This window comes from Aliivibrio sp. S4MY1, assembly GCF_028765545.1.
GTDB lineage: Bacteria > Pseudomonadota > Gammaproteobacteria > Enterobacterales > Vibrionaceae > Aliivibrio.
This window is the reverse complement of sequence record NZ_JARACP010000004.1, coordinates 160713-185040: the sequence shown is the minus strand read 5'-3', so window position 1 is coordinate 185040 and position 24328 is coordinate 160713. Positions and strand designations below refer to the sequence as shown.

20 protein-coding genes are annotated in these 24328 nt (G+C 39.8%); 14 read left to right on the top strand and 6 right to left on the bottom strand.

The features are described 5' to 3' along the window. Positions 1-23: 23 nt before the first annotated feature. Positions 24-449, bottom strand: a complete 426-nt coding sequence (locus PVK71_RS06350) for a phosphate-starvation-inducible protein PsiE (protein ID WP_130047967.1) — start codon at positions 447-449, stop codon at positions 24-26. Positions 450-690: 241 nt separating this feature from the next. Between PVK71_RS06350 and gmk the strand changes: the two genes are divergently transcribed. The 4 genes from gmk to trmH all read left to right on the top strand — a co-directional run bounded on the left by gmk (position 691) and on the right by trmH (position 4771). Further along, entirely contained in the window at positions 691-1314 is a 624-nt protein-coding gene (gmk, locus tag PVK71_RS06345) for a guanylate kinase (RefSeq protein ID WP_130047968.1), read from the top strand. A gap of 108 nt (positions 1315-1422) precedes the next feature. Beyond that, positions 1423-1695 carry a DNA-directed RNA polymerase subunit omega gene (gene rpoZ / locus PVK71_RS06340; RefSeq protein ID WP_060993374.1) on the top strand — a complete coding sequence of 91 codons (273 nt, stop codon included), beginning with the start codon at positions 1423-1425 and terminating at the stop codon, positions 1693-1695. Positions 1696-1748: 53 nt separating this feature from the next. Continuing rightward, entirely contained in the window at positions 1749-3875 is a 2127-nt protein-coding gene (gene spoT, locus PVK71_RS06335) for a bifunctional GTP diphosphokinase/guanosine-3',5'-bis pyrophosphate 3'-pyrophosphohydrolase (RefSeq protein ID WP_274419049.1), read from the top strand. Between the two features lie 206 nt (positions 3876-4081). Then, complete coding sequence (gene trmH, locus PVK71_RS06330; protein ID WP_274419048.1) at positions 4082-4771, top strand: tRNA (guanosine(18)-2'-O)-methyltransferase TrmH; 690 nt, start codon at positions 4082-4084, stop codon at positions 4769-4771. A gap of 161 nt (positions 4772-4932) precedes the next feature. On the opposite strand, the gene PVK71_RS06325 is transcribed toward trmH, so the two are convergent. The 4 genes from PVK71_RS06325 to typA all read right to left on the bottom strand — a co-directional run bounded on the left by PVK71_RS06325 (position 4933) and on the right by typA (position 9411). After that, complete coding sequence (locus tag PVK71_RS06325; RefSeq protein WP_274419046.1) at positions 4933-5832, bottom strand: bifunctional GNAT family N-acetyltransferase/hotdog fold thioesterase; 900 nt, start codon at positions 5830-5832, stop codon at positions 4933-4935. A gap of 273 nt (positions 5833-6105) precedes the next feature. After that, positions 6106-6540 (bottom strand): D-aminoacyl-tRNA deacylase, encoded by a 435-nt coding sequence (gene dtd, locus PVK71_RS06320; protein ID WP_130045104.1) that lies wholly within the window; start codon positions 6538-6540, stop codon positions 6106-6108. Continuing rightward, positions 6512-7444 carry a virulence factor BrkB family protein gene (locus tag PVK71_RS06315; RefSeq protein ID WP_130045106.1) on the bottom strand — a complete coding sequence of 311 codons (933 nt, stop codon included), beginning with the start codon at positions 7442-7444 and terminating at the stop codon, positions 6512-6514. Before PVK71_RS06315 ends, dtd begins: the two co-directional genes overlap by 29 nt. A gap of 131 nt (positions 7445-7575) precedes the next feature. Then, complete coding sequence (gene typA / locus PVK71_RS06310) at positions 7576-9411, bottom strand: translational GTPase TypA (RefSeq protein WP_130045107.1); 1836 nt, start codon at positions 9409-9411, stop codon at positions 7576-7578. A gap of 557 nt (positions 9412-9968) precedes the next feature. Here typA and glnA point away from each other — a divergent pair. The 6 genes from glnA to PVK71_RS06280 all read left to right on the top strand — a co-directional run bounded on the left by glnA (position 9969) and on the right by PVK71_RS06280 (position 17262). Beyond that, complete coding sequence (gene glnA, locus PVK71_RS06305) at positions 9969-11378, top strand: glutamate--ammonia ligase (RefSeq protein WP_274419044.1); 1410 nt, start codon at positions 9969-9971, stop codon at positions 11376-11378. Between the two features lie 165 nt (positions 11379-11543). Further along, positions 11544-12071, top strand: coding sequence for a DUF4124 domain-containing protein (locus PVK71_RS06300; protein ID WP_274419043.1), 528 nt, complete (start codon positions 11544-11546; stop codon positions 12069-12071). 93 nt (positions 12072-12164) lie between these two features. Continuing rightward, a complete protein-coding gene (glnL, locus tag PVK71_RS06295) occupies positions 12165-13208 on the top strand; it encodes a nitrogen regulation protein NR(II) (RefSeq protein ID WP_274419128.1) in 1044 nt (347 codons plus the stop codon). Between the two features lie 42 nt (positions 13209-13250). Then, positions 13251-14654 (top strand): nitrogen regulation protein NR(I), encoded by a 1404-nt coding sequence (gene glnG / locus PVK71_RS06290; RefSeq protein ID WP_274419042.1) that lies wholly within the window; start codon positions 13251-13253, stop codon positions 14652-14654. Between the two features lie 164 nt (positions 14655-14818). Next, complete coding sequence (add, locus tag PVK71_RS06285) at positions 14819-15820, top strand: adenosine deaminase (protein WP_130045116.1); 1002 nt, start codon at positions 14819-14821, stop codon at positions 15818-15820. Between the two features lie 257 nt (positions 15821-16077). Beyond that, positions 16078-17262: a right-handed parallel beta-helix repeat-containing protein gene (locus PVK71_RS06280; protein WP_130045117.1), complete on the top strand. Its 1185-nt coding sequence runs from the start codon at positions 16078-16080 to the stop codon at positions 17260-17262. Positions 17263-17306: 44 nt separating this feature from the next. Here the strand turns inward: PVK71_RS06280 and PVK71_RS06275 are convergent, their stop codons facing one another. Next, positions 17307-18104: an RbmA family biofilm matrix protein gene (locus PVK71_RS06275; protein WP_274419040.1), complete on the bottom strand. Its 798-nt coding sequence runs from the start codon at positions 18102-18104 to the stop codon at positions 17307-17309. A gap of 758 nt (positions 18105-18862) precedes the next feature. On the opposite strand from PVK71_RS06275, the gene PVK71_RS06270 reads away from it, so the two are divergent. Genes PVK71_RS06270 through PVK71_RS06255 form a run of 4 tightly spaced genes read left to right on the top strand, consistent with a single transcriptional unit; the run spans position 18863 to position 24320 of the window. Continuing rightward, positions 18863-20266 (top strand): undecaprenyl-phosphate glucose phosphotransferase, encoded by a 1404-nt coding sequence (locus PVK71_RS06270; protein ID WP_130045121.1) that lies wholly within the window; start codon positions 18863-18865, stop codon positions 20264-20266. A 10-nt stretch (positions 20267-20276) separates the two neighbouring features. Then, positions 20277-21509: an outer membrane beta-barrel protein gene (locus tag PVK71_RS06265; RefSeq protein WP_274419037.1), complete on the top strand. Its 1233-nt coding sequence runs from the start codon at positions 20277-20279 to the stop codon at positions 21507-21509. A 57-nt stretch (positions 21510-21566) separates the two neighbouring features. Next, entirely contained in the window at positions 21567-22067 is a 501-nt protein-coding gene (locus PVK71_RS06260; RefSeq protein WP_130045182.1) for a polysaccharide biosynthesis/export family protein, read from the top strand. A 33-nt stretch (positions 22068-22100) separates the two neighbouring features. After that, positions 22101-24320, top strand: a complete 2220-nt coding sequence (locus PVK71_RS06255) for a GumC family protein (protein ID WP_274419036.1) — start codon at positions 22101-22103, stop codon at positions 24318-24320. The last annotated feature ends 8 nt before the right edge of the window (positions 24321-24328 follow it).

Genomic DNA, 24328 nt, shown 5'->3' with positions numbered 1-24328 from the left:
GCGTTAAAACGACTTAATCAAAACTACTCATCATAATGTTTGTTTTCGTTTATTTCATATGGCCAATAATGATGCCCAACACGGATCAATAATGTCGCTGCAGCAAGGATAAAGGCCGCTAGCGCCAACCAAACCACTAATACCGCATCAATCTCTTTCATACCTAAAGTGATATAACGAGCAATAGCCATCATGGCGATATAGATAGGGTAACGCACTGGGATTTTTCCGTTCATCACAAACTGCTGCACCATCGCGAGCACTTCAAGATAGATAAACATCAATAAAATATCAGTTAGCTGGATCTGTCTTACAGAAAACACATGGATAAATTCATTCACCATGGCAAATAAGGTCGCTAATGTGATCGCAACCAACAGAACCGCCTCTAAAATATGAAATACTTTTAAGAAGGGCTTACTAAATGATTTGGGTAAATGAGAAGGCATAAGGAGTTATCCACCGTTATTGCTATAATAAATATGATAATTAATTGGTTGCACTCTAATGATAGTGCCAAGCCAAGTTAACACAAAATTATTATTTCAATTAGCGTATTTATTTCATTCAAATTAATTCTTGATTGTGCTATTCTTCGCCACCCAATTTTCTATGCTTCGCATCCATCTTTATTTTACCTTTTAAAGTGTAACTTAAAGAGAAATGCCATAACTCCCAAGAGAATCTATCATGAGTAAAGGTACACTTTATATTGTGTCAGCGCCAAGTGGTGCTGGTAAGTCGAGTTTGATCACGGCACTGTTAGAAAGCAACCCAACTTATGCAATGAAAGTCTCTGTGTCTCATACTACTCGTGGTATGCGTCCAGGAGAAACTGATGGTGTTCATTATCACTTTATTCAGAAAGAGCATTTTGAAGAGTTGATTGGAAAAAATGAATTCTTAGAATACGCGGAAGTGTTTGGTAATTATTACGGAACCTCTCGTGTATGGATCGAAGAAACGCTTGATAAAGGCATTGATGTATTCTTGGACATTGACTGGCAAGGTGCTCGTCAAATCCGTGAACAAATGCCTTTAGCAAAAAGTGTGTTCATTTTACCTCCATCAAATGGAGAACTTGAACGACGCCTAAATGCACGTGGTCAAGACAGCGACGCTGTTATTGCTAAGCGCATGAGCGAAGCAAAGTCAGAAATATCTCACTATGATGAATACGATTATGTGATTATTAATGATGACTTTGATACTGCACAAATGGACTTCCGCGCCATTATCCGTGCAGAGCGTTTAAAGCAAGACAAACAAACTATGAAATACAAAGGCATGTTAGACGCGCTATTAGCTGACTAATTTCTTCGTATTTCTATTAGTATCTCGTAACCCTAGCTAGAAACTTATACTAGTTACTTGTATACTTTCTCAACATATAACTATTTTTGTTAATAAATTGGAGTCCTCATGGCACGTGTAACCGTTCAAGACGCAGTTGAAAAAATCGGCAACCGTTTCGACCTTGTTTTAGTTTCATCTCGTCGCGCACGTCAAATGCAAACTGGTGGTAAAGATGCGCTAGTGCCTGAAGAGAACGATAAAACTACTGTTATCGCTCTTCGTGAAATTGAAGAAGGCCTGATCACTAAAGAATTACTTGATGCTCGTGAACGTCAAGAGCAACAAGAGCAAGATGCCGCTGAATTAGCAGCAGTAAGCTCAATCACACACAATCGTTAATCTCTATAATCTTTTATAGATTATAAATTACAGCAAACCTGACGGGGCGAAATTTGGATTTATTCGATAGCCTGAAAGATGTTGCCAAAGATTACCTGCCAGAGCCTCACATTGAGGCTCTTCGTCGATCTTACCTGGTAGCAAAAGAGGCCCATGAAGGGCAGACTCGCTCAAGTGGCGAACCTTACATCATTCACCCAGTAGCTGTGGCTCGTATTCTTGCAGAAATGCGACTCGACCATAAAACGCTAATGGCTGCACTGCTTCACGATGTTATTGAAGACACTGAAGTTAGCAAGGAAGAGCTAGCAGAACAATTTGGCGATACCGTTGCTGAATTAGTGGATGGCGTTTCTAAGCTGGACAAACTCAAGTTCCGCGATAAAAAAGAAGCGCAGGCTGAAAACTTCCGAAAAATGGTCATGGCGATGGTGCAAGACATCCGCGTTATTTTGATCAAACTTGCTGACCGTACCCACAACATGCGTACATTAGGTGCATTACGCCCTGATAAACGTCGTCGCATTGCTCGTGAAACCTTAGAAATATTCTCTCCTTTGGCGCATCGCCTTGGTATCCACAACATTAAAACTGAACTTGAAGAGTTAGGTTTTGAAGCCCTTTACCCAAATCGCTATCGCGTATTAAAAGAAGTGGTAAAGTCAGCTCGTGGTAACCGTAAAGAAATGATCCAAAAAATCCACTCTGAAATTGAAGGCCGTATTGCTGAAGCTGGCATTAAAGGTCGTGTGATTGGTAGAGAAAAAAATCTGTTCGCTATTTACAATAAAATGAAAAATAAAGAGCAGCGTTTCCATACCATTATGGATATCTACGCGTTTCGAGTGATTACAGACAATGTCGATACGTGTTATCGCGCACTAGGTCAGGTTCATAGTATTTATAAACCTCGTCCTGGTCGTATTAAAGATTATATTGCTGTACCAAAAGCCAATGGTTACCAATCTCTTCACACCTCAATGGTTGGCCCTCACGGCGTCCCTGTTGAAGTGCAGATCCGTACTGAAGATATGGAGCAGATGGCAAACAAAGGTGTTGCTGCACATTGGTCGTACAAAGAAGGCGACAACTCTAGCACTACCGCTCAAATCCGAGCTCAGCGTTGGATGCAAAGCTTACTTGAACTGCAACAAAGTGCAGGTAGCTCATTTGAATTTATTGAAAACGTAAAATCGGATCTATTCCCGAATGAAATTTACGTCTTCACGCCAAAAGGCCGCATTTTTGAACTGCCTGTTGGCGCAACCGCGGTTGATTTTGCCTACGCTGTTCACTCTGATGTTGGTAACAGCTGTGTTGGTTCACGCGTTAACCGCCAGCCTTACCCTCTAAGTAAACCACTAAAGAGCGGCCAAACGGTTGAGATCATCAGTGCTCCAGGTGCGCGTCCAAATGCGGCTTGGTTAAACTATGTTGTTACCTCAAAAGCACGTACTAAGATCCGTCAAGTACTGAAAACCATGCGTAAAGAAGACTCTGTGATTTTAGGTCGCCGTCTACTTAACCATGCGCTGGGCCACAATGTCTCTCTGGATGATATTTCACAAGATAACATTACGCATGTTCTGTCTGATCTTAAGCTTGCAGACACTGAGGATTTACTGGCGGCCATTGGTCTTGGTGAGTTAATGAGTATTGTGGTTGCTCGTCGTCTACTTGGCGATGCGGATGAACTAACAGAGCAAGACTCATCAAACATTGAAACCAGTACTGGTAAAAAATTACCTATCCGTGGTGCTGATGGTATTTTGCTGACCTTCGCTAATTGTTGTCGTCCGATCCCTGGCGATCACATCATTGCTCATGTAAGCCCTGGCCGTGGTCTTGTGGTTCACATGGAAGAGTGTGCGAACGTTCGTGGTTATCAAAAAGAACTTGATAAGTACATGGGGGTTGAATGGGCTGATGAATTCGATCAAGAGTTTGCTACTGCTCTGGATATTGATATCCAAAACCACCAAGGTGCATTAGCCGATTTAGCCAATGTAATTGCAGGTACGGGCTCAAACATCCGTGGTATTAGTACCGAAGAGAAAGATGGCCGTTTATATACAATTACGGTTGAATTAACGGCTAAAGATCGTACGCACTTAGCGGAGATCATGCGTCGTATTCGTGTTATGCCACATGCGCTTAAAGTTCGTAGACATAAGAACTAGAAACTATACGCTACGCTAACTAGAGACTATAAGTGCCGATATAGTTGGCGTGGTGAGTTATTAGTTTTCAGGAAAAGCAAAAGCAGACCTCGGTTTGCTTTTGCTCTTATAGAAGCGAAGCGGTCTAGTTTCTAGTCAGCGCAGCGTATAGCTAGCTTCCCCTTACTTATCCCTAGTCCCTTTCACCTATCCCAAGAATTAAAATCATGAACTTAGAACGCTATCAACGAATTACTTCAGTATTAAAAGCTCGTCAAACTGATCTTACTCTGTGCTTAGAAGAAACCCATAAATCCAATAACGTTTCTGCCATTGTTCGTACCGCTGATGCAACCGGCATCCATAAGATTCATGCGGTATGGCCAACAGAGCAAATGCAAATGCTTGGACATACGTCCGCGGGTGCTCGTAATTGGGTTGATGTTGAAACTCATAAGAGTATTGAGGACGCTGTTGCGGTATTAAAAGCACAAGGCATGCAAATTTTAGCAACTAACTTATCTGATACGGCGGTAGATTTTCGTGAGGTTGATTACACCAAGCCAACAGCTATCATTTTAGGCAGCGAAAAAACAGGGATCAGTAAAGAAGCTTTAGCTCTTGCAGATCAGGATATTATTATTCCTATGGTCGGTATGGTGCAATCTCTGAATGTTTCTGTTGCTAGTGCATTGGTTTTATATGAAGCACAACGTCAACGCGATTTAGCCGGTATGTATGACCGTGAAGAGAGTATGTTACCTAAAGAATACATCAATAAGGTGCTGTTTGAACGTGGTCACCCTGTACTTGCGAAAGTAGCCAAACGTAAAGGTCTTGAATTACCACAGCTTGATGAAACTGGGCAGATCGTTGCAGATGAAGCGTGGTGGGCAAGAATGCAGGCGGCTGATTAAGAGCGAGAGCTTAGTAAAGCTAGAGACTATACGCTTCGCTAACTAGAAACTATAAAAGCAAGAGAGGTCCCTCTGAACTCTGCAAGCGTAGCGATCTGAATTCTGCTCTTGCTGTTGCTCTTATAGAAGCGAAGCGGTCTAGTTAGTAACACGTATAGTTTCTAGTCCCTCATCAACATAAACGTCCCAATAAACTCGGCCGCAGGTTGATTCCCATTACATAAATCAACTTTCACTTTCACTCTGGCTCGTTTACCTGATTTCAAGCGGTCAAAATCCCCTTGCAAACAGTTGAGTGACGTTATGCCCTTTGGGTTTTCAGTGATCGGTTGGCGATAACGAATATGACTATCAACCAACATAATACTGCTGGAATCTAAGCCTCGTTCTTTTAACAGTAGCCATACCATCCCCCAAGCAGTCAGGGTGCCCATGGTAAAAATACTGCCTGCAAACATCGTATTATGAGGGTTTAGATTCGCATTTAAAATCGCACTGACTTCAAAGCGATAACCTGTATATTGGGTGATTTTTATGCCCATTTTATCACTGATTGGAATTTCATTTTCCCAACGTTTTTGAAGCTCTGCGCACCAATCTGGACGTCGAAGTACATCAGCCAGAGGATCTAAATGTTTAAGCATTTGTTGGTGACGAATTGGGCCTCTCTCATCACTCAGTTCACCTTGGTTAGTAAATCCATTTCTCACATAGAAAGGAATTGCATCTTCACGAGCATTACATACCAGACGTTTAGCGTTTTCTTGGCGCGCATAAGACTCCAGAGCCACTAAAATCAATGCGCCTATACCTTTGCCTCGACAATGTGCTGCAACGGCCATATAGCGAATTTGGCCATCATTATCAGGCGTTAAATATAAACGCCCTACTGCGACAGGTTGATCACGACCATCTAAAATCATTCGATGTTGGCTCATGTCATCATACGCATCACGCTCAGAACCTTCAGGCTGACGCCAGGGCTCACGCAATACTTGCCAACGAAAATGGTAATACGCTTTTAATTCCGCGTCTGTGGTTGGTGTGATCAATCGAAACATATAAATCCTTTTATTGTTGTTAGGAGCGAGGAAGAGCTAAGGGTTCAGGGTGAGCGTGGTGATTGCAGCGGTCACAATACTGTTCCCTCCCCTTAATAAGGGGAGGGCTAGGGAGGGGTCATTGCGATACAGGTAGAATTAAATACGAATCTACCTTGATTATACGCTGTTAGTTCTTGACCCCCTCCCAACCTCCCCCTTACTAAGGGGGAAGAGCAAAACAGCAAGCGAATATAAACTCTCAGCGTTACTCCTCGAACCTCGCCCTTGCCCTTAAACCTGCAACCAGAACGTCACTGGCCCATCATTCACTAGCGAGACCTTCATGTCCGCAGCAAAACGCCCTCTCTGAGTATGTAACTTCCCTTCACATAAGTCAGAGAAGTAGTCATATAAGCGCTCTGCATCCACAGGATGCGCCCCTTTTGAAAATCCTGGACGAGTGCCCTTCTTTGTATCTGCAGGCAGCGTAAATTGCGATACAACCAATACGCTACCATTTACTTGTTGCACATTTAAGTTCATCTTACCGTCTTGATCTTCAAAAATTCGGTAAGTTAATACTCTTTCCATTAGACGCTTAGCTTTTGCTTCATCATCTTCTTTTTCAACGCCTAATAAAATTAATAGACCTTGATTAATTTCACCGGTAATTTCGCCATCTACTTTTACAGCAGCTTCACTTACTCTCTGGATCAGTGCTATCACTTTCTATCAACCCTTGTTGTTCTGTTAATGCTTTAATGTCTGATTCCAATATATTGGTGCTTACCTTACCAGCTCTCCATCCCTCAAACTCGCCGAGACTTGCTGTAATTTCAGCGCCAATTAAGACAATAATCCAACATAAATAAACCCAAACAAATAAAATTGGTACCGCTGCCAACGCGCCATAAATCACTTGGTATGATGGAAATTGTGTTATGTATTGCGCAAACCCCACTTTACTAAACTCAAATAAGCAACCTGCAGACATAGCCCCAACAAGCGCATGCGTTATTCGAACTTTTTTGTTTGGTACTAGTAAATACAAACCAACAAATGCTGAGAACGACAATATGATAGGCAACCAACCCAATAAAGTCCGGTAAAAACTCGACACTATTTCATCATCCATGATCTTCAGTGAAGTCACATATGAGGTTGCTGCTAAACTTGCCCCAACCAATAAAGGGCCTAAAGTTAAAATCATCCAATACAAAGAAAATGAATACATTGGACGACGCTTTTTCTTTACTCGCCAAATATAATTCAAACTTTTATCGATAGCAGAAATCAGCATTACCGAAGCAACAAATAAAAACCCTGAGCCGACTGCCGTCATCTTCCCAGTATTAGAAATAAACTCCTTTAAACTGGCTTCAACTGCATCACTGGCTGCCGGTACAAAATTCTGAATCACGAATGCCTGTATTGTGTCACCTGCGCCAGAGAATACTGGAAATTGCGACAATACAGATAATAAAACGGTAATTAACGGCACCAAAGACAATAACGTAATGTAGGCCATATAGCCTGCACTGACGGTTAGTCTGTCATGAATAATTCGTTGCTTTAAGAAAAGTAGATATGACCAGCTAATCCTTAGCTTATGTTTGATTTTTTCTTCCATCGATTTACTCTTTAAAATATCAATCTCTATACATCATAACAGATAAAAAAAATCCCCTTGCAGTCAACTGCAAAGGGATTTTAAATTTTATTCGATTTGTGATTTAACTAAAGCTAAATCCGAATCAATAATTACTTAGGTGCACGACCAGCACGTTTACGATCGTTCTCTGTAAGATGACGCTTACGGATACGGATGCTTACTGGTGTTACTTCTACTAGCTCGTCATCATCGATGAATTCTAGAGCTTGCTCAAGTGTGTATTTGATAGCAGGAGAAAGCGTTTGAGCTTCATCAGTACCAGATGCACGTACGTTAGTCAGTTGCTTACCACGTAGACAGTTGATAGTCAGGTCGTTAGCACGGTTATGAATACCGATGATTTGACCTTCATATACTTCATCACCGTGCTCTGCAAATAAACGGCCACGATCTTGAAGGTTGAATAGAGAGTAAGTTACTGCTTTACCCATACCGTTCGAGATTAATACGCCGTTAGCACGTTGACCAATTTCGCCACCTTTGTGTGGACCGTAGTGATCAAACGAGTGGTAAATTAGACCAGAACCAGACGTCATTGTTAGGAATTCAGTTTGGAAACCGATAAGACCACGAGAAGGCATCATGAAGTCCATACGAATACGGCCTTTACCATCAGGAGCCATATCTGTTAGCTCACCCTTACGGATACCGATGTTTTCCATGATTGCACCTTGGTGCTCTTCCATAACATCAATAGTTACTGTTTCAAACGGTTCTGTTAGAACACCGTTTTCATCATGTTTGATGATAACTTCTGGACGAGATACTGCTAGCTCGAAACCTTCACGACGCATGTTTTCGATCAGGATAGATAGGTGAAGTTCACCACGGCCTGATACGCGGAATTTATCTGGATCTGACGCTTGCTCAACACGTAATGCTACGTTGTGAACTAGTTCTTTTTCTAGACGCTCAAGGATGTTACGTGAAGTAACGAACTTACCTTCTTTACCAGCGAAAGGTGAGTTGTTTACTTGGAAAGTCATTGTTACTGTTGGTTCATCAACAGACAGTGGCTTCATCGCTTCAACGTTGTTTACGTCACAGATTGTGTCTGAAATTTTCAGCTCACCAAGACCTGTGATTGCAATGATGTCACCAGCATTTGCAACTTCAACTTCGTGACGGTCAAGACCTAGGTAACCAAGAACAGTACCTACTTTACCGTTACGTTTAGAACCATCAGCGCCTACGATAGTTACTTGTTGGTTTGCTTTTACAGAACCACGAGTAACACGACAAACACCGATAACACCAACATAAGAGTTGTAATCTAGTTGAGAAACTTGCATTTGTAGAGAACCTTCGATATCTACGTTTGGTGCTTCTACGTTATCAACTACTGCTTGGAACAATGGTTCCATGTTTTCGCCAGTCTCGCCTTCTTCCATTGTTGCCCAGCCGTTAAGTGCTGAAGCGTAAACAGTAGTGAAGTCTAGTTGCTCATCAGTTGCGCCTAAGTTGTCGAATAGGTCAAAGATTTGATCCATAACCCAATCAGGACGAGCACCAGGACGGTCAATCTTGTTGATTACAACGATTGGCTTAAGGCCGTGTGAGAATGCTTTTTGTGTAACGAAACGCGTTTGAGGCATTGGGCCGTCAACAGCATCTACGATAAGAAGAACAGAATCAACCATAGACATGATACGCTCAACTTCACCACCGAAATCGGCGTGTCCAGGAGTATCTACGATGTTGATGCGGTAATCGTTCCAGTTAATTGCTGTATTTTTAGCAAGGATCGTAATACCACGCTCTTTCTCGATGTCGTTCGAGTCCATTACGCGTTCTTCAGTCTCACCACGAGATGATTCTAGTGTGCCTGATTGTTGTAATAGCTTATCAACCAAGGTTGTTTTACCGTGGTCAACGTGCGCAATAATTGCGATATTTCTTAGTTTATCAATCTGTGGAGTAGACATGGATTCAAATTCACTCAGAGCATGTAGAGCCACCATTGGCACTACTTGGTTTAAAAACGGTCAATAATTTAACAGATTTTAGCGCAAAACCCACGAAATATGTGATTAAAGACACAATTATTTTTAAATTAATTTAATACAGCCCCAAAAAACGCTGTAAAAACGACCAATTCCGACGAGATTTAAGCAACCAACCTAATGACTTTATTATCTTTACCAAAAAACTAAAGAGTTTAATTATCAATAACTTAACAAGGCAATTGTTATTGGTAATTTAATTTTATGTTGGAATTAGATTGACAAATTTTCCATTTCACTGCTGAATAGCGGATAGAAGTAATTAATGACAATTTATTTTTATCTGCTCCTTCCTATTGCAACGCACAATAATGGTGCAATCAGGGATCAAATTAGTGCAGTTAAAAATGGTTTTTAGTAAATAAAAAACGCAAGTCATTAATAATAAAGGATTATTACTTTTGGCACAGTTCTAGCTATATAGCAAATAACAGCTTAGCTGGCCGATATTTATATTATAACACTGGAGGTTATCCTACATGTCAGTAGAAAACGTATTAGCTCTAATTCAAGAGAACGAAGTAAAATTTATTGATTTACGCTTTACCGATACAAAAGGTAAAGAGCAACATATCTCAATTCCTTCTCATCAAGTTGACGCCGACTTCTTTGAAGAAGGTAAAATGTTTGATGGTTCTTCAGTTGCAGGCTGGAAAGGCATTAACGAATCTGACATGGTAATGATGCCAGATGCAGCAAGTGCGGTTCTTGACCCGTTCACTGCAGACCCAACATTAAATGTTCGTTGTGACATTCTTGAACCAACAACAATGCAAGGTTACGATCGTGATCCTCGCTCTATCGCAAAACGCTCTGAAGACTACCTACGCTCAACGGGTCTTGCTGATACCGTTTTAGTTGGTCCCGAACCAGAATTCTTCTTATTTGATGATGTTCGCTTTAACACTGATATGTCTGGCTCTTTCTTTAAGATTGATGATATTGAAGCAGCATGGAACTCAGGTACAGAATACGAAGGCGGCAACAAAGGTCACCGCCCTGGCGTTAAAGGCGGTTACTTCCCAGTAGCTCCTGTTGATTCATCTCAAGATATCCGTTCTGCTATGTGTTTAATCATGGAAGAAATGGGTCTTGTTGTTGAAGCACACCACCATGAAGTAGCAACTGCGGGTCAAAATGAGATCGCAACACGCTTCAACACGCTAACAAACAAAGCAGATGAAACTCAAATCTATAAGTATGTTGTTCATAACGTAGCTCACGCTTACGGTAAAACAGCGACTTTCATGCCAAAACCTCTTGTTGGTGACAACGGTTCAGGTATGCACGTTCATATGTCATTGAACAAAGATGGGCAAAACTTATTTGCTGGCGATAAGTACGGTGGCCTATCTGAAATGGCTATCTTCTTCATTGGCGGTATCATTAAACACGCTCGTGCTATCAACGCATTTGCTAACCCAACGACTAACTCATACAAGCGTCTTGTCCCTGGTTTTGAAGCACCTGTTATGCTTGCATACTCTGCACGTAACCGTTCTGCTTCTATTCGTATCCCTGTGGTACCAAGCCCGAAAGCACGTCGTATCGAAGTTCGTTTTGGTGACCCAGCAGCTAACCCATACTTAAGTTACTCTGCAATGCTGATGGCAGGTCTTGACGGCATTAAGAACAAGATCAATCCAGGCGAAGCAATGGATAAAGATCTGTACGACCTTCCAGCAGAAGAGGCGGCAGAAATTCCAAAAGTTGCAGAATCTCTAGATATCGCATTACAAGCTCTAGATTCAGATCGTGAATTCTTAACAGCTGGCGGCGTATTCTCTAATGACTTCATTGATTCTTACATCAAACTTAAGTCTCAAGATGTTGAAGCAATCAACACAGCGGTTCACCCACTTGAGTTTGAAATGTATTACTCAGTTTAATTCTGACGCAACAGTTTGAAATCAAGTTGCTATTTTTAGGCTCGCTTCACAAGCGAGCCTTTTTTATGTTGGCAATTTCTCTTTTAACAGTAATTCTAATAGGCTCACACTTACCCAGATTTCATTTCTGCAGTATCGTTATGACATCAATATCATGGTGACATTATGCGTTATATTTTTTTCATCCTTTTTAGCTTACTTTCCACATCCGTTTTCGCTAATACGGTTTACACTTGGGAAGACAGCAAGGGCGTTCGCCATTTTAGTGATAGCGCACCTCTTAGTAAGGGGCCTGTAACAACGATCTCTTTATCACCCACAACTAGCGTTGAAACCTCTCCTGCAGTGCCTGAACATTCGAAAAAAACAGCACCCACAACCAAGCCAATGAAAAAGAAACTCAAGCCACTCGCTATCTCAGTGACTAACTTACAACAAGAAGAAACAATCCGCAGTTCTCGAGGTCATATCACCGTATTAACTGAACTCACACGTAAGCTCAGTATTAATGAAAAATTACAGTTACTGCTCGATGGTGCGCCTTATGGTCCACCACAAACATCCACAGAGTGGAAACTAAAAAACATAAATAGAGGAACTCACCTCATTACCGTTATTGCTCTGAAAGACGGCAAGAGAATTGCATCATCACCTATTATTACTGTTTTTTTGCATCGCCCATCAACAAACTAAAGGAACAGCTTCAGTTCCTGTCTGACAAGCAAGGTGCAATGCACTACAATGGTGCAAGATGGGTTTTGCGATACAAGGACGATGATGTTAATGATGGATTTTTCAACACAGCTGCTTGAGCATCAAGTAACGGCGATTTTATTGCTGGATGATCACCGTACTATTCATTATGCCAATCCAGCAGCAGAGCAACTCTTTTCTCAAAGTGCGCAGCGAATGGCTCAACATCGTTTTGATGAGCTATTTCACCACTCTAAATTTGATCTTTCCACCTTAATGCAACCGCTAACAACAGGCCAGAGCGTGACGGATAGTGATGTTCAAATCATGATTGATGACCGCTCACTTTATATTGAGATCACATCAAGCCCCATTGAGATCGAAAAATCGCTTTACCTATTAGTTGAGATCCGCCAAATCGAGCAGCAACGTCGTTTATCTCAAGAGATTAATCAACACGCTCAACAACAAGCCGCTAAAGTCTTGGTTCGTAGTTTGGCTCATGAAATTAAAAACCCATTAGGGGGATTGCGTGGCGCAGCACAACTGCTCGAACGAATGCTGCCAAAACCTGAATTACATGAGTACACTCAAATCATTATTGAGCAAGCAGACCGACTGCGAAACTTAGTTGATCGCCTATTGGGACCTCAAAAATTAGGACACAAAAAACCAGAAAACCTACACGCTGTCATTGAAAAAGTCCGCCAACTGATTGAGCTTAACTCCAGTTATCAGGTACGAATCATTCGAGATTATGACCCTAGCTTGCCCGATTTTGATATGGATGCAGAGCAAATAGAACAGGCCATCCTCAATATTGTTAGTAACGCCGCTGAAGTACTCAAAGACCAACCCGATGGCACTATCACTTTACGCACTCGTACTGATTTTCAAACCAATATTTATGGTCAGCGCCATCGCCTTGCTGTCAAAATTGATATTACTGACAATGGACCAGGCATACCTAGCCATATTCAAGATACCTTATTCTACCCCATGGTCAGTGCACGAGAAGGAGGCACAGGGCTTGGGCTTTCGATCTCACAAAACCTTATCGACCAACATAACGGAAAAATCGACGTCACAAGTTGGCCTGGAAAGACCGTATTTACTATTTATCTTCCACTTAAATAACCATAACCAATAACACACTTAAGTGGCTACGGAGAACACTTTATGAGCAAAGGATATATTTGGGTTGTCGATGATGACAGCTCGATTCGCTGGGTATTAGAGAAAACCTTAACCAGTACAAACATGATGTGTGAAAGTTTTGGTGATGCTGAAAGTGTCATTCAAGCCCTAGAGCGTAATGTGCCAGATGTGATCATATCGGATATTCGTATGCCAGGAATGGATGGTCTATCTTTACTTAACCACGTTCAAGAAAATTACCCTGAACTGCCTGTCATTATAATGACCGCGCATTCAGATCTAGACGCCGCTGTTAGTGCCTATCAAAAAGGGGCATTTGAGTATTTACCAAAGCCCTTTGATATTGACGAAGCCCTAACACTTGTTGAGCGTGCACTCGCTCACAGCCAAGAGCAGAAGAAACAAAATGGGAACAAACCAAATAAAGCCCACCATGTTCCTGAAATCATTGGTGAAGCACCTGCAATGCAAGAAGTTTTTCGTGCCATTGGTCGCTTATCTCGGTCCTCTATCTCTGTGCTAATCAACGGAGAATCAGGCACAGGTAAAGAACTGGTTGCACATGCTCTTCATCGTCACAGCCCAAGAGCAAATAGTGAGTTTATCGCCCTTAATATGGCTGCAATCCCAAAAGATTTAATTGAATCCGAACTCTTTGGGCACGAGAAAGGCGCCTTTACTGGAGCCAATGCGGTTCGAAAGGGACGATTTGAGCAAGCTAATGGGGGCACCTTATTTCTTGATGAAATTGGGGATATGCCATTAGATATTCAAACTCGCCTACTTCGAGTGCTTGCTGATGGGCAATTCTATCGTGTAGGTGGACACTCACCGGTACAAGTAGATGTTCGAATTATTGCAGCAACGCATCAAAATTTAGAGAAACTAGTTGCCGATGGAGGCTTCCGTGAAGATCTGTTTCATCGGCTCAACGTTATTCGAGTGCATATTCCTGCATTAAGGGAGCGTCGAGAAGACATTGCTAAACTTGCTGAGCATTTCTTGCACCTAGCTTCCAAAGAGCTTGGTATAGAATGTAAAACTCTAAGTAACGAAGCCAGCAAAGCCCTCAGTCAATGTGATTGGCCAGGTAATGTCAGACAACTTGAGAACACCTGTCGCTGGTTAACGGTAATGGCAAGCAGCCAAGAAGTGCTTTCAGCCGATCTACCACAAGAATTATTTGCGACGTCAAGTTCACCGATACAAAGTATCAATGAGGATTGGCAAGCGCAATTAAGTGACTGGGTTGAGAAACAATTACAACAAGGTGAAATGGATATCCTAAATAAAGTTATCCCAAATGTTGAACGCATATTATTAGAAAAGGCCCTTAATCATACTCATGGGCATAAACAAGAAGCAGCAAAATTGCTTGGTTGGGGAAGAAACACCTTAACTCGAAAATTAAAAGAGATTGAATAATATATTTTAAAGAACAACCTCAACAGAATAAGTTAACATCAAAGCGCAATCCTTTAAATTGCGCTGCTTTTAGCCAATCGGCTACTGACATCATAATAATGTCTCTCTATACTCTGTCTTAATATTTATACGCATTCACATCTTTTTTGTAGGAACTGTTAATAATGATAACTAAAACACTCCCTCTTACTGATTTACATCGCCACCTTGATGGTAACATTCGAATTGAAACTATCTTAGATTTAGGCCAAAAATTTGGCTTAGAATTACCAGCTTATGATCTTGAAGCATTGCGCCCTCACGTACAAATTGTAGAAGCGGAGCCAAGCCTTGTTGCCTTCTTATCTAAACTTGATTGGGGTGTGGCGGTTCTTGGTGATTTAGATGCATGTCGCCGCGTAGCTTACGAAAATGTGCAAGACGCAATGAATGCACAAATTGATTACGCTGAATTACGCTTCTCTCCATACTACATGGCAATGAAACACAATTTACCGATTGCAGGCGTTGTTGAAGCCGTTGTGGATGGCGTTGAAGCAGGCTGTAAAGATTTTGGTGTAAAAGCAAACCTAATTGGCATTATGAGTCGTACTTTTGGTCAAGATGCTTGTCAGCAAGAACTTGATGGTCTTCTAACCCAAAAGAATAAATTGGTTGCTATCGATCTTGCTGGTGATGAATTAGGCCAACCAGGCGATCGCTTTATAAACCACTTTAAACAAGTTCGTGATGCGGGGCTTCGAGTAACGGTTCACGCCGGTGAAGCAGCAGGTGCAGAGAGTATGTGGCAAGCAATCAACGAGCTTGGTGCAGTACGTATCGGTCACGGTGTAAAAGCAATTGAAGATCCAAAGCTAATGGAATACTTAGCGAAAAATAACATTGGTATTGAATCCTGTTTAACCTCTAACATTCAAACCAGTACGGTTGCTTCGTTTGAATCGCACCCTATCAAAACTTTCCTTAACTATGGTGTTAAGGTTTGTCTTAATACGGATGATCCTGCTGTTGAGGGGATTGAACTTCCTTATGAATATGAAGTTGCTGCACCAAAAGTAGGTTTAACACAAGAACAGCTTCGTCAAATTCAAGTCAACGGGTTGGATTTAGCTTTCCTAAGCAACGCCGAGAAACAAGCACTGCGAGATATGGCTGCTAAGCGTTAACACTAAAATAAATTATCCCCCTAGTTAAGAGTAAGAATGACTTTATTTACGGCAGTTCAGATGTTATCTAACTGCCTTTTTAATACGCTTTAGCTATAAATAATAGCTTAACCCCAAAATAAGTGTCCATTTCACTTTATTGTATAATCCGTTGCAATATAAATAAAAAATGACTGATGAATCCCCTATACTTAACTCAATAGAACAGCCTAAAAACAAACGGGTAATGTCATGATTAAAAAGCAAATAGGGTATTTATGTACATCAAAACACTCGTATTAATATCAAGCTTATTTCCATCCGATAATATGATGGCAAATACTAGCTATTCAGTAACCGATTTTGGCGCTATTCCTAATGATAGCATCGATGATAGCAGCGCTTTCAACCACGCCTTATCCCAGCTTCCTGATCATGCTAATTTAACCATTCCCTCAGGCGAGTACACCATCTGTAATACCTTATTCCTGACCGATAAAAACAATGTCTCCATCTTTGGTAGTTATGGGGCAATCTTAAAAAAATGCCCAGAGTTTAATAGCGAGTATTTACTATATATAAAAAATACCGACTATTTAAAAGTATCTAACCTTCATTTTGTAGGGTTATTTAATGGTGGGCAAACGGCCAATTGGGGAAAACAAGGCGTGTATTTAGCGAGTACAAAAAATAGCGTCATAGCAAATAATCGATTTGAGCAATTTGGTGATGCCGCGCTTCGAGTAACAACCAGACCAACACGAGATGCCATTGAGTCAAGAGATGCGTTAATTATTAATAATCACTTTTCTAACTGCGCTCAAGTAACAACCACCCAAGCTCAAGCCACCGAGGGCTTTAGTGTACCAAGCACCCACAACATTATCTTTGCATCCAATCAATTTGATAACTGCACGCTAAAATTATCCGCACGTAAAGCAACACAAAAGGCCGTTGTTTTTAATAACCACTTTAAAAATATTAGTAGCACAGCGCTAGAATCCAGTTATTACAACGATGTGACCATTTCACACAATCAATTTGATGACAATACTGGCTTTGCTATCAATGTATACCCAAACAGCAGAGCTCAACATCAGGTTAAATGGGGTGATATCAACATCACAAGCAATACGTTTAATAACTCTGATTTAGGTATTCGACTGCAAAGTTTTTCTTCTACTGAAGTGGCAGAAAATCCCATACAGAACTTATCAATTACCCAGAATATATTTCGCAAAATGTCTTGTGTTGGAACAGACAATGACAAATACAAGAAACTAATCAGAACCTATAGCCAAAACGCAACACTGTCCTTTGAAAACGTGCTGATAAGTGAAAATAGATTTGATATTGATCAGGGCTGCGACTTTCTAAGTCTCGATACAAGAGACCGAAATGTATTAATAGAAGAAAATATCAGCGTATCTACCCACGAAAAAAAACAAAGCCCTATACTTTAGGGCTTTGTTCATTTGTTAAAAAAGCGGAATAGATATGGAAATATTTACTGTGCTTCACCTTTGTAAATCTCCAATTCATATCCTACACGCTCTCCTGATTGTTTATTATATAACTGAGGTTTAACAATATATTTTCCATCAGGGTATATTGACTCAAGCCAAAAGCCACGAACAACAAACTCAGATTCCCCAGGTTGAATTACACGACTTACTCTAGAGTATACTGGTATATCAAAACCATTTGGCGCTTTAGCATTAACCCAAAACTCGACATCAACAGGGCTCTGTCCTACATTATCTATTTCAAAAGATACCGTTGCATATCCACCTTCCGATGGGAAGTTATTACTACTAATTAAATTAGCGTTAACCTCAATATCTCCGATCGTTTTTGTACCATCCAAACCCACGCCTTTTGTAAACTCAGCCGTATATTGAAATGTGTCTCCTGTATCTATATTTACACCTTCAAGGCTAACAGTATAAATACCATTATTCATATAGTCATAAACCCAAATACCACGATTAAACGCTAAGCTAGTACCCTCTTCGACTTCATCCACTTCAAAGGTCGAACTATTAGTATTTACAACAGCTTTAGCAGGAAATGAAAGTCCTTGAGGTCCCTTTACAGAGATCCAGTATTTAATATTTGCATCAGCATCGCCGACGTTTTTCATATTAACAGAAGCCGATAGGTAGCCACCTTCTGCATCTAATGTCTCATTAGAAAGTAAAATTGAAGCATCTAATGCAAACGTAGCTGGCTCTGCTGCACTTATAGAAAGTGAAGACAAAGAAAGTAAACCGCCGATAAAAAAAGATTTATATATACTGCTCATAATAACTCCATGTTTGATTAAAACAAAAATGTGTAGATTTAGTTCATTGAAATTCGGATCTAATTACAGTTTTAACTTTTATTACATTAATGCCTCTTAATGATAATAATGTTAAATATAAATCCAACCTAGTTCATATTTACGGAGTTAAAATAGACTATTTCTCACACTAATAGGATTATAAATTCAAACAAAAAACCGCAATCTCACTTTTGAGACGAGATTACGTGTCAAAAAAAAGACATTGTTAATAATATATTCACTTCAGCACAAGAAAAACAACATTACCAATAATAATTAAATAAAAACAAACTCAATTAATATCATCCTATCACCTCAACGATCATTACTCTTCAATCACAATGCAATCAAAATAACAACAACAAGGTCTTAATGTCATCTTTATCAATAACTTAATTGGTAGCACGCAACTATCACAAAACAAAGAGAATAAAAACAAAAATGCGACAAGGTGCAAAAATATAGAAAAAACCCAATACGCTAAAAGTAACAACTTGAGCTATTAGTCGAAGATAATAAAAAAATAAATAACTTACCTTATTCAAGATTGACACTATTTTATTAGCATGTATATTAGCGACAAACATTTGACGCCCACATTGCGTTGTTGCTTATTTTTTGTCGATAATAAAACTTAATATAAAGATGGCATATTGGGAGCCGGAAACTCACGGGCGGTAGCGTATTAAATATACACGACATCCCAAGAATTAATTAACCTTTGTTGGCTATATAGTATGGATACTAATCTTAAATTACACAGTAATAATAATGAGCTTAGCCTCATCTATAGAGCGATTGATTCTATCATCATTTTCTCTACCCTTTATTTCACTTCAACCTTCTATACTGATGAATTCAATCGAGACCACTTTCTGATAGTAACGTATAGTATATTAATATATCTCATCATTGCAGAAAGAGACGACTTATACCGCTCATGGCGTGTTTATCGTTTTATTGATGAAGTATTTAACCTAAGTCGCATTTGGTTTGTTACTTTTCTAACTTTAATTGTTATTGCCTTTTTCTCTAAAGTGAGTGCGGACTATTCACGAGTAGTTGGCGGTATCTGGTTAATTCTCACACCTATATTGCTGACAATATGGCGATATCTCGCTAAACAAGTATTAAAAACATTAAGTGATTATGGCTACAATCAAAAAGATGCCATTATTATTGGTGTGACTGAAAGCGGTATTCAACTGGCTAATCAGCTTAAAAATCAACCACAGCTCGGAATAAATGTTATTGGCTTTTACGATGATCGTGAAAAAGATCGATTATCACTCGATAACTTACCCGCACCTTTTAAGGGAAGTGTCGCAAAAGGATTAAAACTTTCTAAAAAAGGCCTGGTACAACATGTGTATATATCAATGCCCATGAAAGCTAGTGATCGTATTAAGCAATATCTCAATATGTTCTCTGACACCACTGCCAATACCTACCTAATTCCTGATTTTTTTGTTTATAACCTAATGCAATCACGACTCAGTGCTATTGGCAACATTCCCACCATTAGTATCCATGACACTCCATTTTATGGTTCGAGTAGTTGGCTAAAAAGAGCACAAGACATTGTCGTTGCAAGCGCCATTATTTTACTCATCAGCCCAGTACTGATTGGAGTAGCCATTGGTGTAAAACTGTCTTCACCAGGCCCAATTATTTTTAAACAGTTCCGTTATGGCCTAGATGGACGCCGAATCAAAGTATGGAAATTTCGCTCAATGAGTACGATGGATAACGGTAATATCGTTAAACAAGCGACAAAGAACGATCCAAGAATCACTCCTTTTGGCGCATTTATACGCAAAACGTCTCTTGATGAGCTTCCACAATTTTTCAATGTATTGCAAGGCCGCATGTCTATTGTAGGCCCGCGCCCTCATGCAGTCGCCCACAATGAAGAATATCGAACCATTGTTGAGCGCTATATGTTACGACACAAAGTAAAACCTGGAATTACCGGACTTGCTCAAATCAAAGGATTTCGTGGAGAAACGGATACGCTTGATAAGATGCAAAAACGTGTTGAATTTGACCTTAAATACATCCAATCATGGTCAACCTGGTTAGATGTGAAAATTATTTTTTTAACCATATTCAAAGGCTTTTCAGGGAAAACGGCTTACTAAAGGACGAGTAATGAATACATTAACAAAAGCACTGATAACAACAACGCTATTGAGTGCCAGTAGTGGTGTTTATGCCAATGAAAAAAGTCATGGCTATATTACCGAATCAGGTATTAAAATTACCCCTCTATTTGAAATGGCATTAGAGAATAACGATAACATTGGTCGCTATTCGTCATCACAACAGCCTGAGTCGTCAGATATTCTAAGAGTCAAGCCCGGCGTAATGATTGAATCAGATAGAAATGGCAACCAATATCAAGTCCTTTATCAAATGGATTCAGGTAGCTACTTCAATAACCACGATGATGATTACCTCGACCATCTGTTTACGACAAATAATTTTGTTCAAATAAATCAACGTTCAGGAATCGGTTTTAATTATACCTATTTGTATGATCATGAAGAACGAGGCACTGGTATATTTGCAGGAGATCAATTCTCCACTATTGCAAGCAAACCAGTCGAGTATTCACTGCACAATGTCAACCTAACTCATGTTTATGGCGCAGAAAATGCGAAAGGCCGTATTGAGTCTAACTTAAAGTATGAAAAAAAGACGTATCAAAACTATCGAAACCTCTCCTCTCCAAACGATGTGTTTAGCTCAACATTTAATGATTATGATGAGTTTGGTGGTGGTATGGCCTTTTATTACAACATTAAACCTGCAACCGAATTATTGGTAGAGGTTGATCTGGCGGATCGCCGTTACCGACTAAATGACCCTTTCAATAAACAGTCACAAGACGATTTAAATGCATATTATCTTGTTGGTACCAAATGGGATATTACAGGAAAGACATCTGGCCGATTACGTTTAGGTTTACAAAATAAAAAATACAAAAATCACAACACAGAAGATTTTAACGGTTTTAGCTGGGATCTCAATGTCACTTGGAAGCTACTCGAGTACTCGACGATTAATGCTTCCGCCTCTCAACGAGCAGAAAACCCAGACCAAGGCGCGAACTATATTAACAAAACGCGCTTTAATGGTGCATGGCAACATTATTGGCAAACACACTTCTACAGCAGCATCAATGTCGCACTAATTAATGATGATTATTCTAGTAGCTCTCGTCAAGATGACCTCATAGAAACTGCTCTCATTTTTGGGTATGAGCTTAGAGACTACGCTGAAATTACAGCGGGATGGCGCTACGAAGATAATGACTCTTCTATAATAACAAATACTTACACCCAAAACGTGTGGTATATCGCCACTAGTTTGATTTTTTAAATTTATAACAAAACGGATATCGTAATGGCACGTATTTCTACAATCAGTTTATGGTTCATGTTTTTTATGACTATTTCATTTAAATCTATCGCCATAAATAATAATTACACGATTGGGGCTGGTGATAAAATCCAAATATCGGTTTATGGCGAAGAAAACCTCTCTATTGATGAGTTATACATCGACAATAGTGGAACATTTGAATACCCATACCTCGGCCAATTGAAGCCATTGAATAAGACCACCGAACAACTACAGAACGAAATAATTAATGGATTAAAAGGCGACTACCTAATCTCTCCTAAAGTACGCATCAGTATTATTGGATTCAGAAGTATCTATGTGAATGGTGAAGTAAAAAAACCAGGCGGTTATGAATACCAACCAGGTCTAACCGTAGATAAAGCCATTGCACTTGCGGGGGGCTTTACTGATCGAGCAGCACGTAAAAATGTGTATATAGCACAAGCAGGAAAAGATGATCTTAAAAATAAAGTTAAGTTGTCTTCTTCCGTATCTCCGGGTGACATTATTGTTATTGAACAAAGTTTTTTTTAGTACTCCACCCTCTACAATTTAACAACGGACTGAATGATGTTGGCTAGCCTTAAAAATGATTCATTACAACAAGAACAATTGATTGATTTTGGATATTATTTCCATCTTATAAAAAAACGTTGGGGCTCTATTTCTCTATTTACCTTATTGTGCACGGCTATTGCGGTATTAATCGCATTATCTATTACCCCTATGTACCGTGCCACCGCTACACTTTTAATTGAATCCTCCCAGCAAAGAGCCATTTCAATTGAAGAGGTTGTCGGTATTGATACCAGCGCAAAAGAATATTATCTCACTCAATTTGAAATTTTAAAATCCAACCAAGTCGCACAACGTGTTATTGAAAAATTAAAACTAAACCAAGTTGAAGAGTTCAATCCAAGCCTTGCCGTTACCCAACCAGGGTTTATTGATAATATAAAAAATGAGTTACTGTCCCACCCATTAATAGAAGCACATTTTGCCAAAGATACCAGTGGTGAACTTGATTTTTTGGATAAACAAGAAGCTATTAATCGCGTTGTACTAAAAACATTTAAATCTCGCTTAACCATTTCGCCGATCAGAAAAACCCAACTTGTTAACATTTCTTTTGAATCTCAAGACCCGAAACTAGCAGCAAAAATAGCGAATGCTGTGGGTCTTGCTTTTATCGAAAATAATTTAGAATCAAAACTAATTGCAACAGAACAGGCAACGGGATGGATAAACCAAAGACTTAGTGAACTAAAACAAAATCTGAATGATTCAGAACAAGCACTACTGCAATTTTTACAACAACAAAAATTAATTGATAATAGCGGCATCGAAGCACTGACAAGTTCAGAGCTATCGAGCTTAACGACTCGCATTGCAGAAGCCACCGATAAACGAATCGAAGCTCAAGCTCTATACAATGCTCTAAATAATAACAAAGGTAGCTCATCACCTGGTGCAAACTCTTTAATATCTAACCACCCTCAAATACGTGATATTAGACTTGCTGAATCCAACGCTGAAAAAGAAGTAAGTGAGCTATCTAAGCGCTATGGTCCTAAGCACGATAAAATGATCCAAGCGAATGCACAATTACAATCGATTCAAAGTCGTATAGAAGTCTTAACCGCGAAACTGGTCAGTGGCATCAAAAAAGAGCTTGCTAGCGCTAAAGAACAAGAACGCGCACTCAAAAATGAGCTATTAAGTAAAAAAAGCGAGTTTCAAGCCTTAAGCGTTGTAAAAAGTGAATATGACGCTCTCAAACGTGAAGTAAACAGTAACGCAAAACTGTACGATTTATTTTTAATCCGCCAAAAAGAAACCTCGGCAACCAGTGACTTTAGCGCTGCCAATGCTCGCTTTAGTGATTATGCCCTAATCCCTGAGTTTCCTAGCAAGCCAAATCGTAAACTGATTGTAATACTTGCATTTATTGCCAGTGCCAGTTTTGCTGTTGTATTGGTAATTTGTCTCGATGCGTTTAATAACACGATAACCTCAGCTCGTGACTTTGAAAATAAACTAGGTTTATTACCAACGGGGACAATTCCGGTAATTAAAGATAAGAGATACAAAAAATCTCCTATCGATGCAAACGTATTCAATAATAATAAATTTACGCTGTTTCAAGAATCGATCGATTCAATACGAACTTCGTTATATTTAATTCTTCCAAAATCAGAAAGAAAACTATTGGCGATTTCATCATCCGTTCCAGGAGAAGGAAAAACAACCACAGCAATAAGCCTTGCTCACTCCTTCTCTCAACTAGAAAAAGTATTGATTATTGATTGTGATTTACGAAAACCATCTGTTGGAGAACGCTTCGGATTGCCACATAGCCACCCTGGTTTAAGCAATATTTTATTAATGAATACCCCGCTAGAGGAGTGCATTACATCCATCAAGAACTCTAATTTGGATGTATTAAGTGCAGGAATGTTTACCCCAAATCCACAAGAGTTACTCAGCAGTGCCGCTTTTGAACAACTAATTGCTGATTTAACAAATAAATACGACCGCATCATTTTAGATACCCCACCTATCTTACCGGTAAAAGATGCATTTATTGTGGGTAAATTAACTCAAGGCATTTTACTTGTTGTCAAAGTGAATAGCACCAGTAAATCGGTTTATAAACATACAATGACACTATTTACAAAACATCAAATTACGATTGATGGCGTAGTGCTAAACCGAGTACTGCCACCCAAGAAAGGAACACATACCTATTCTGAATATTCACAATACACTGACGCTAATAAAGGTTAAGGAATAAC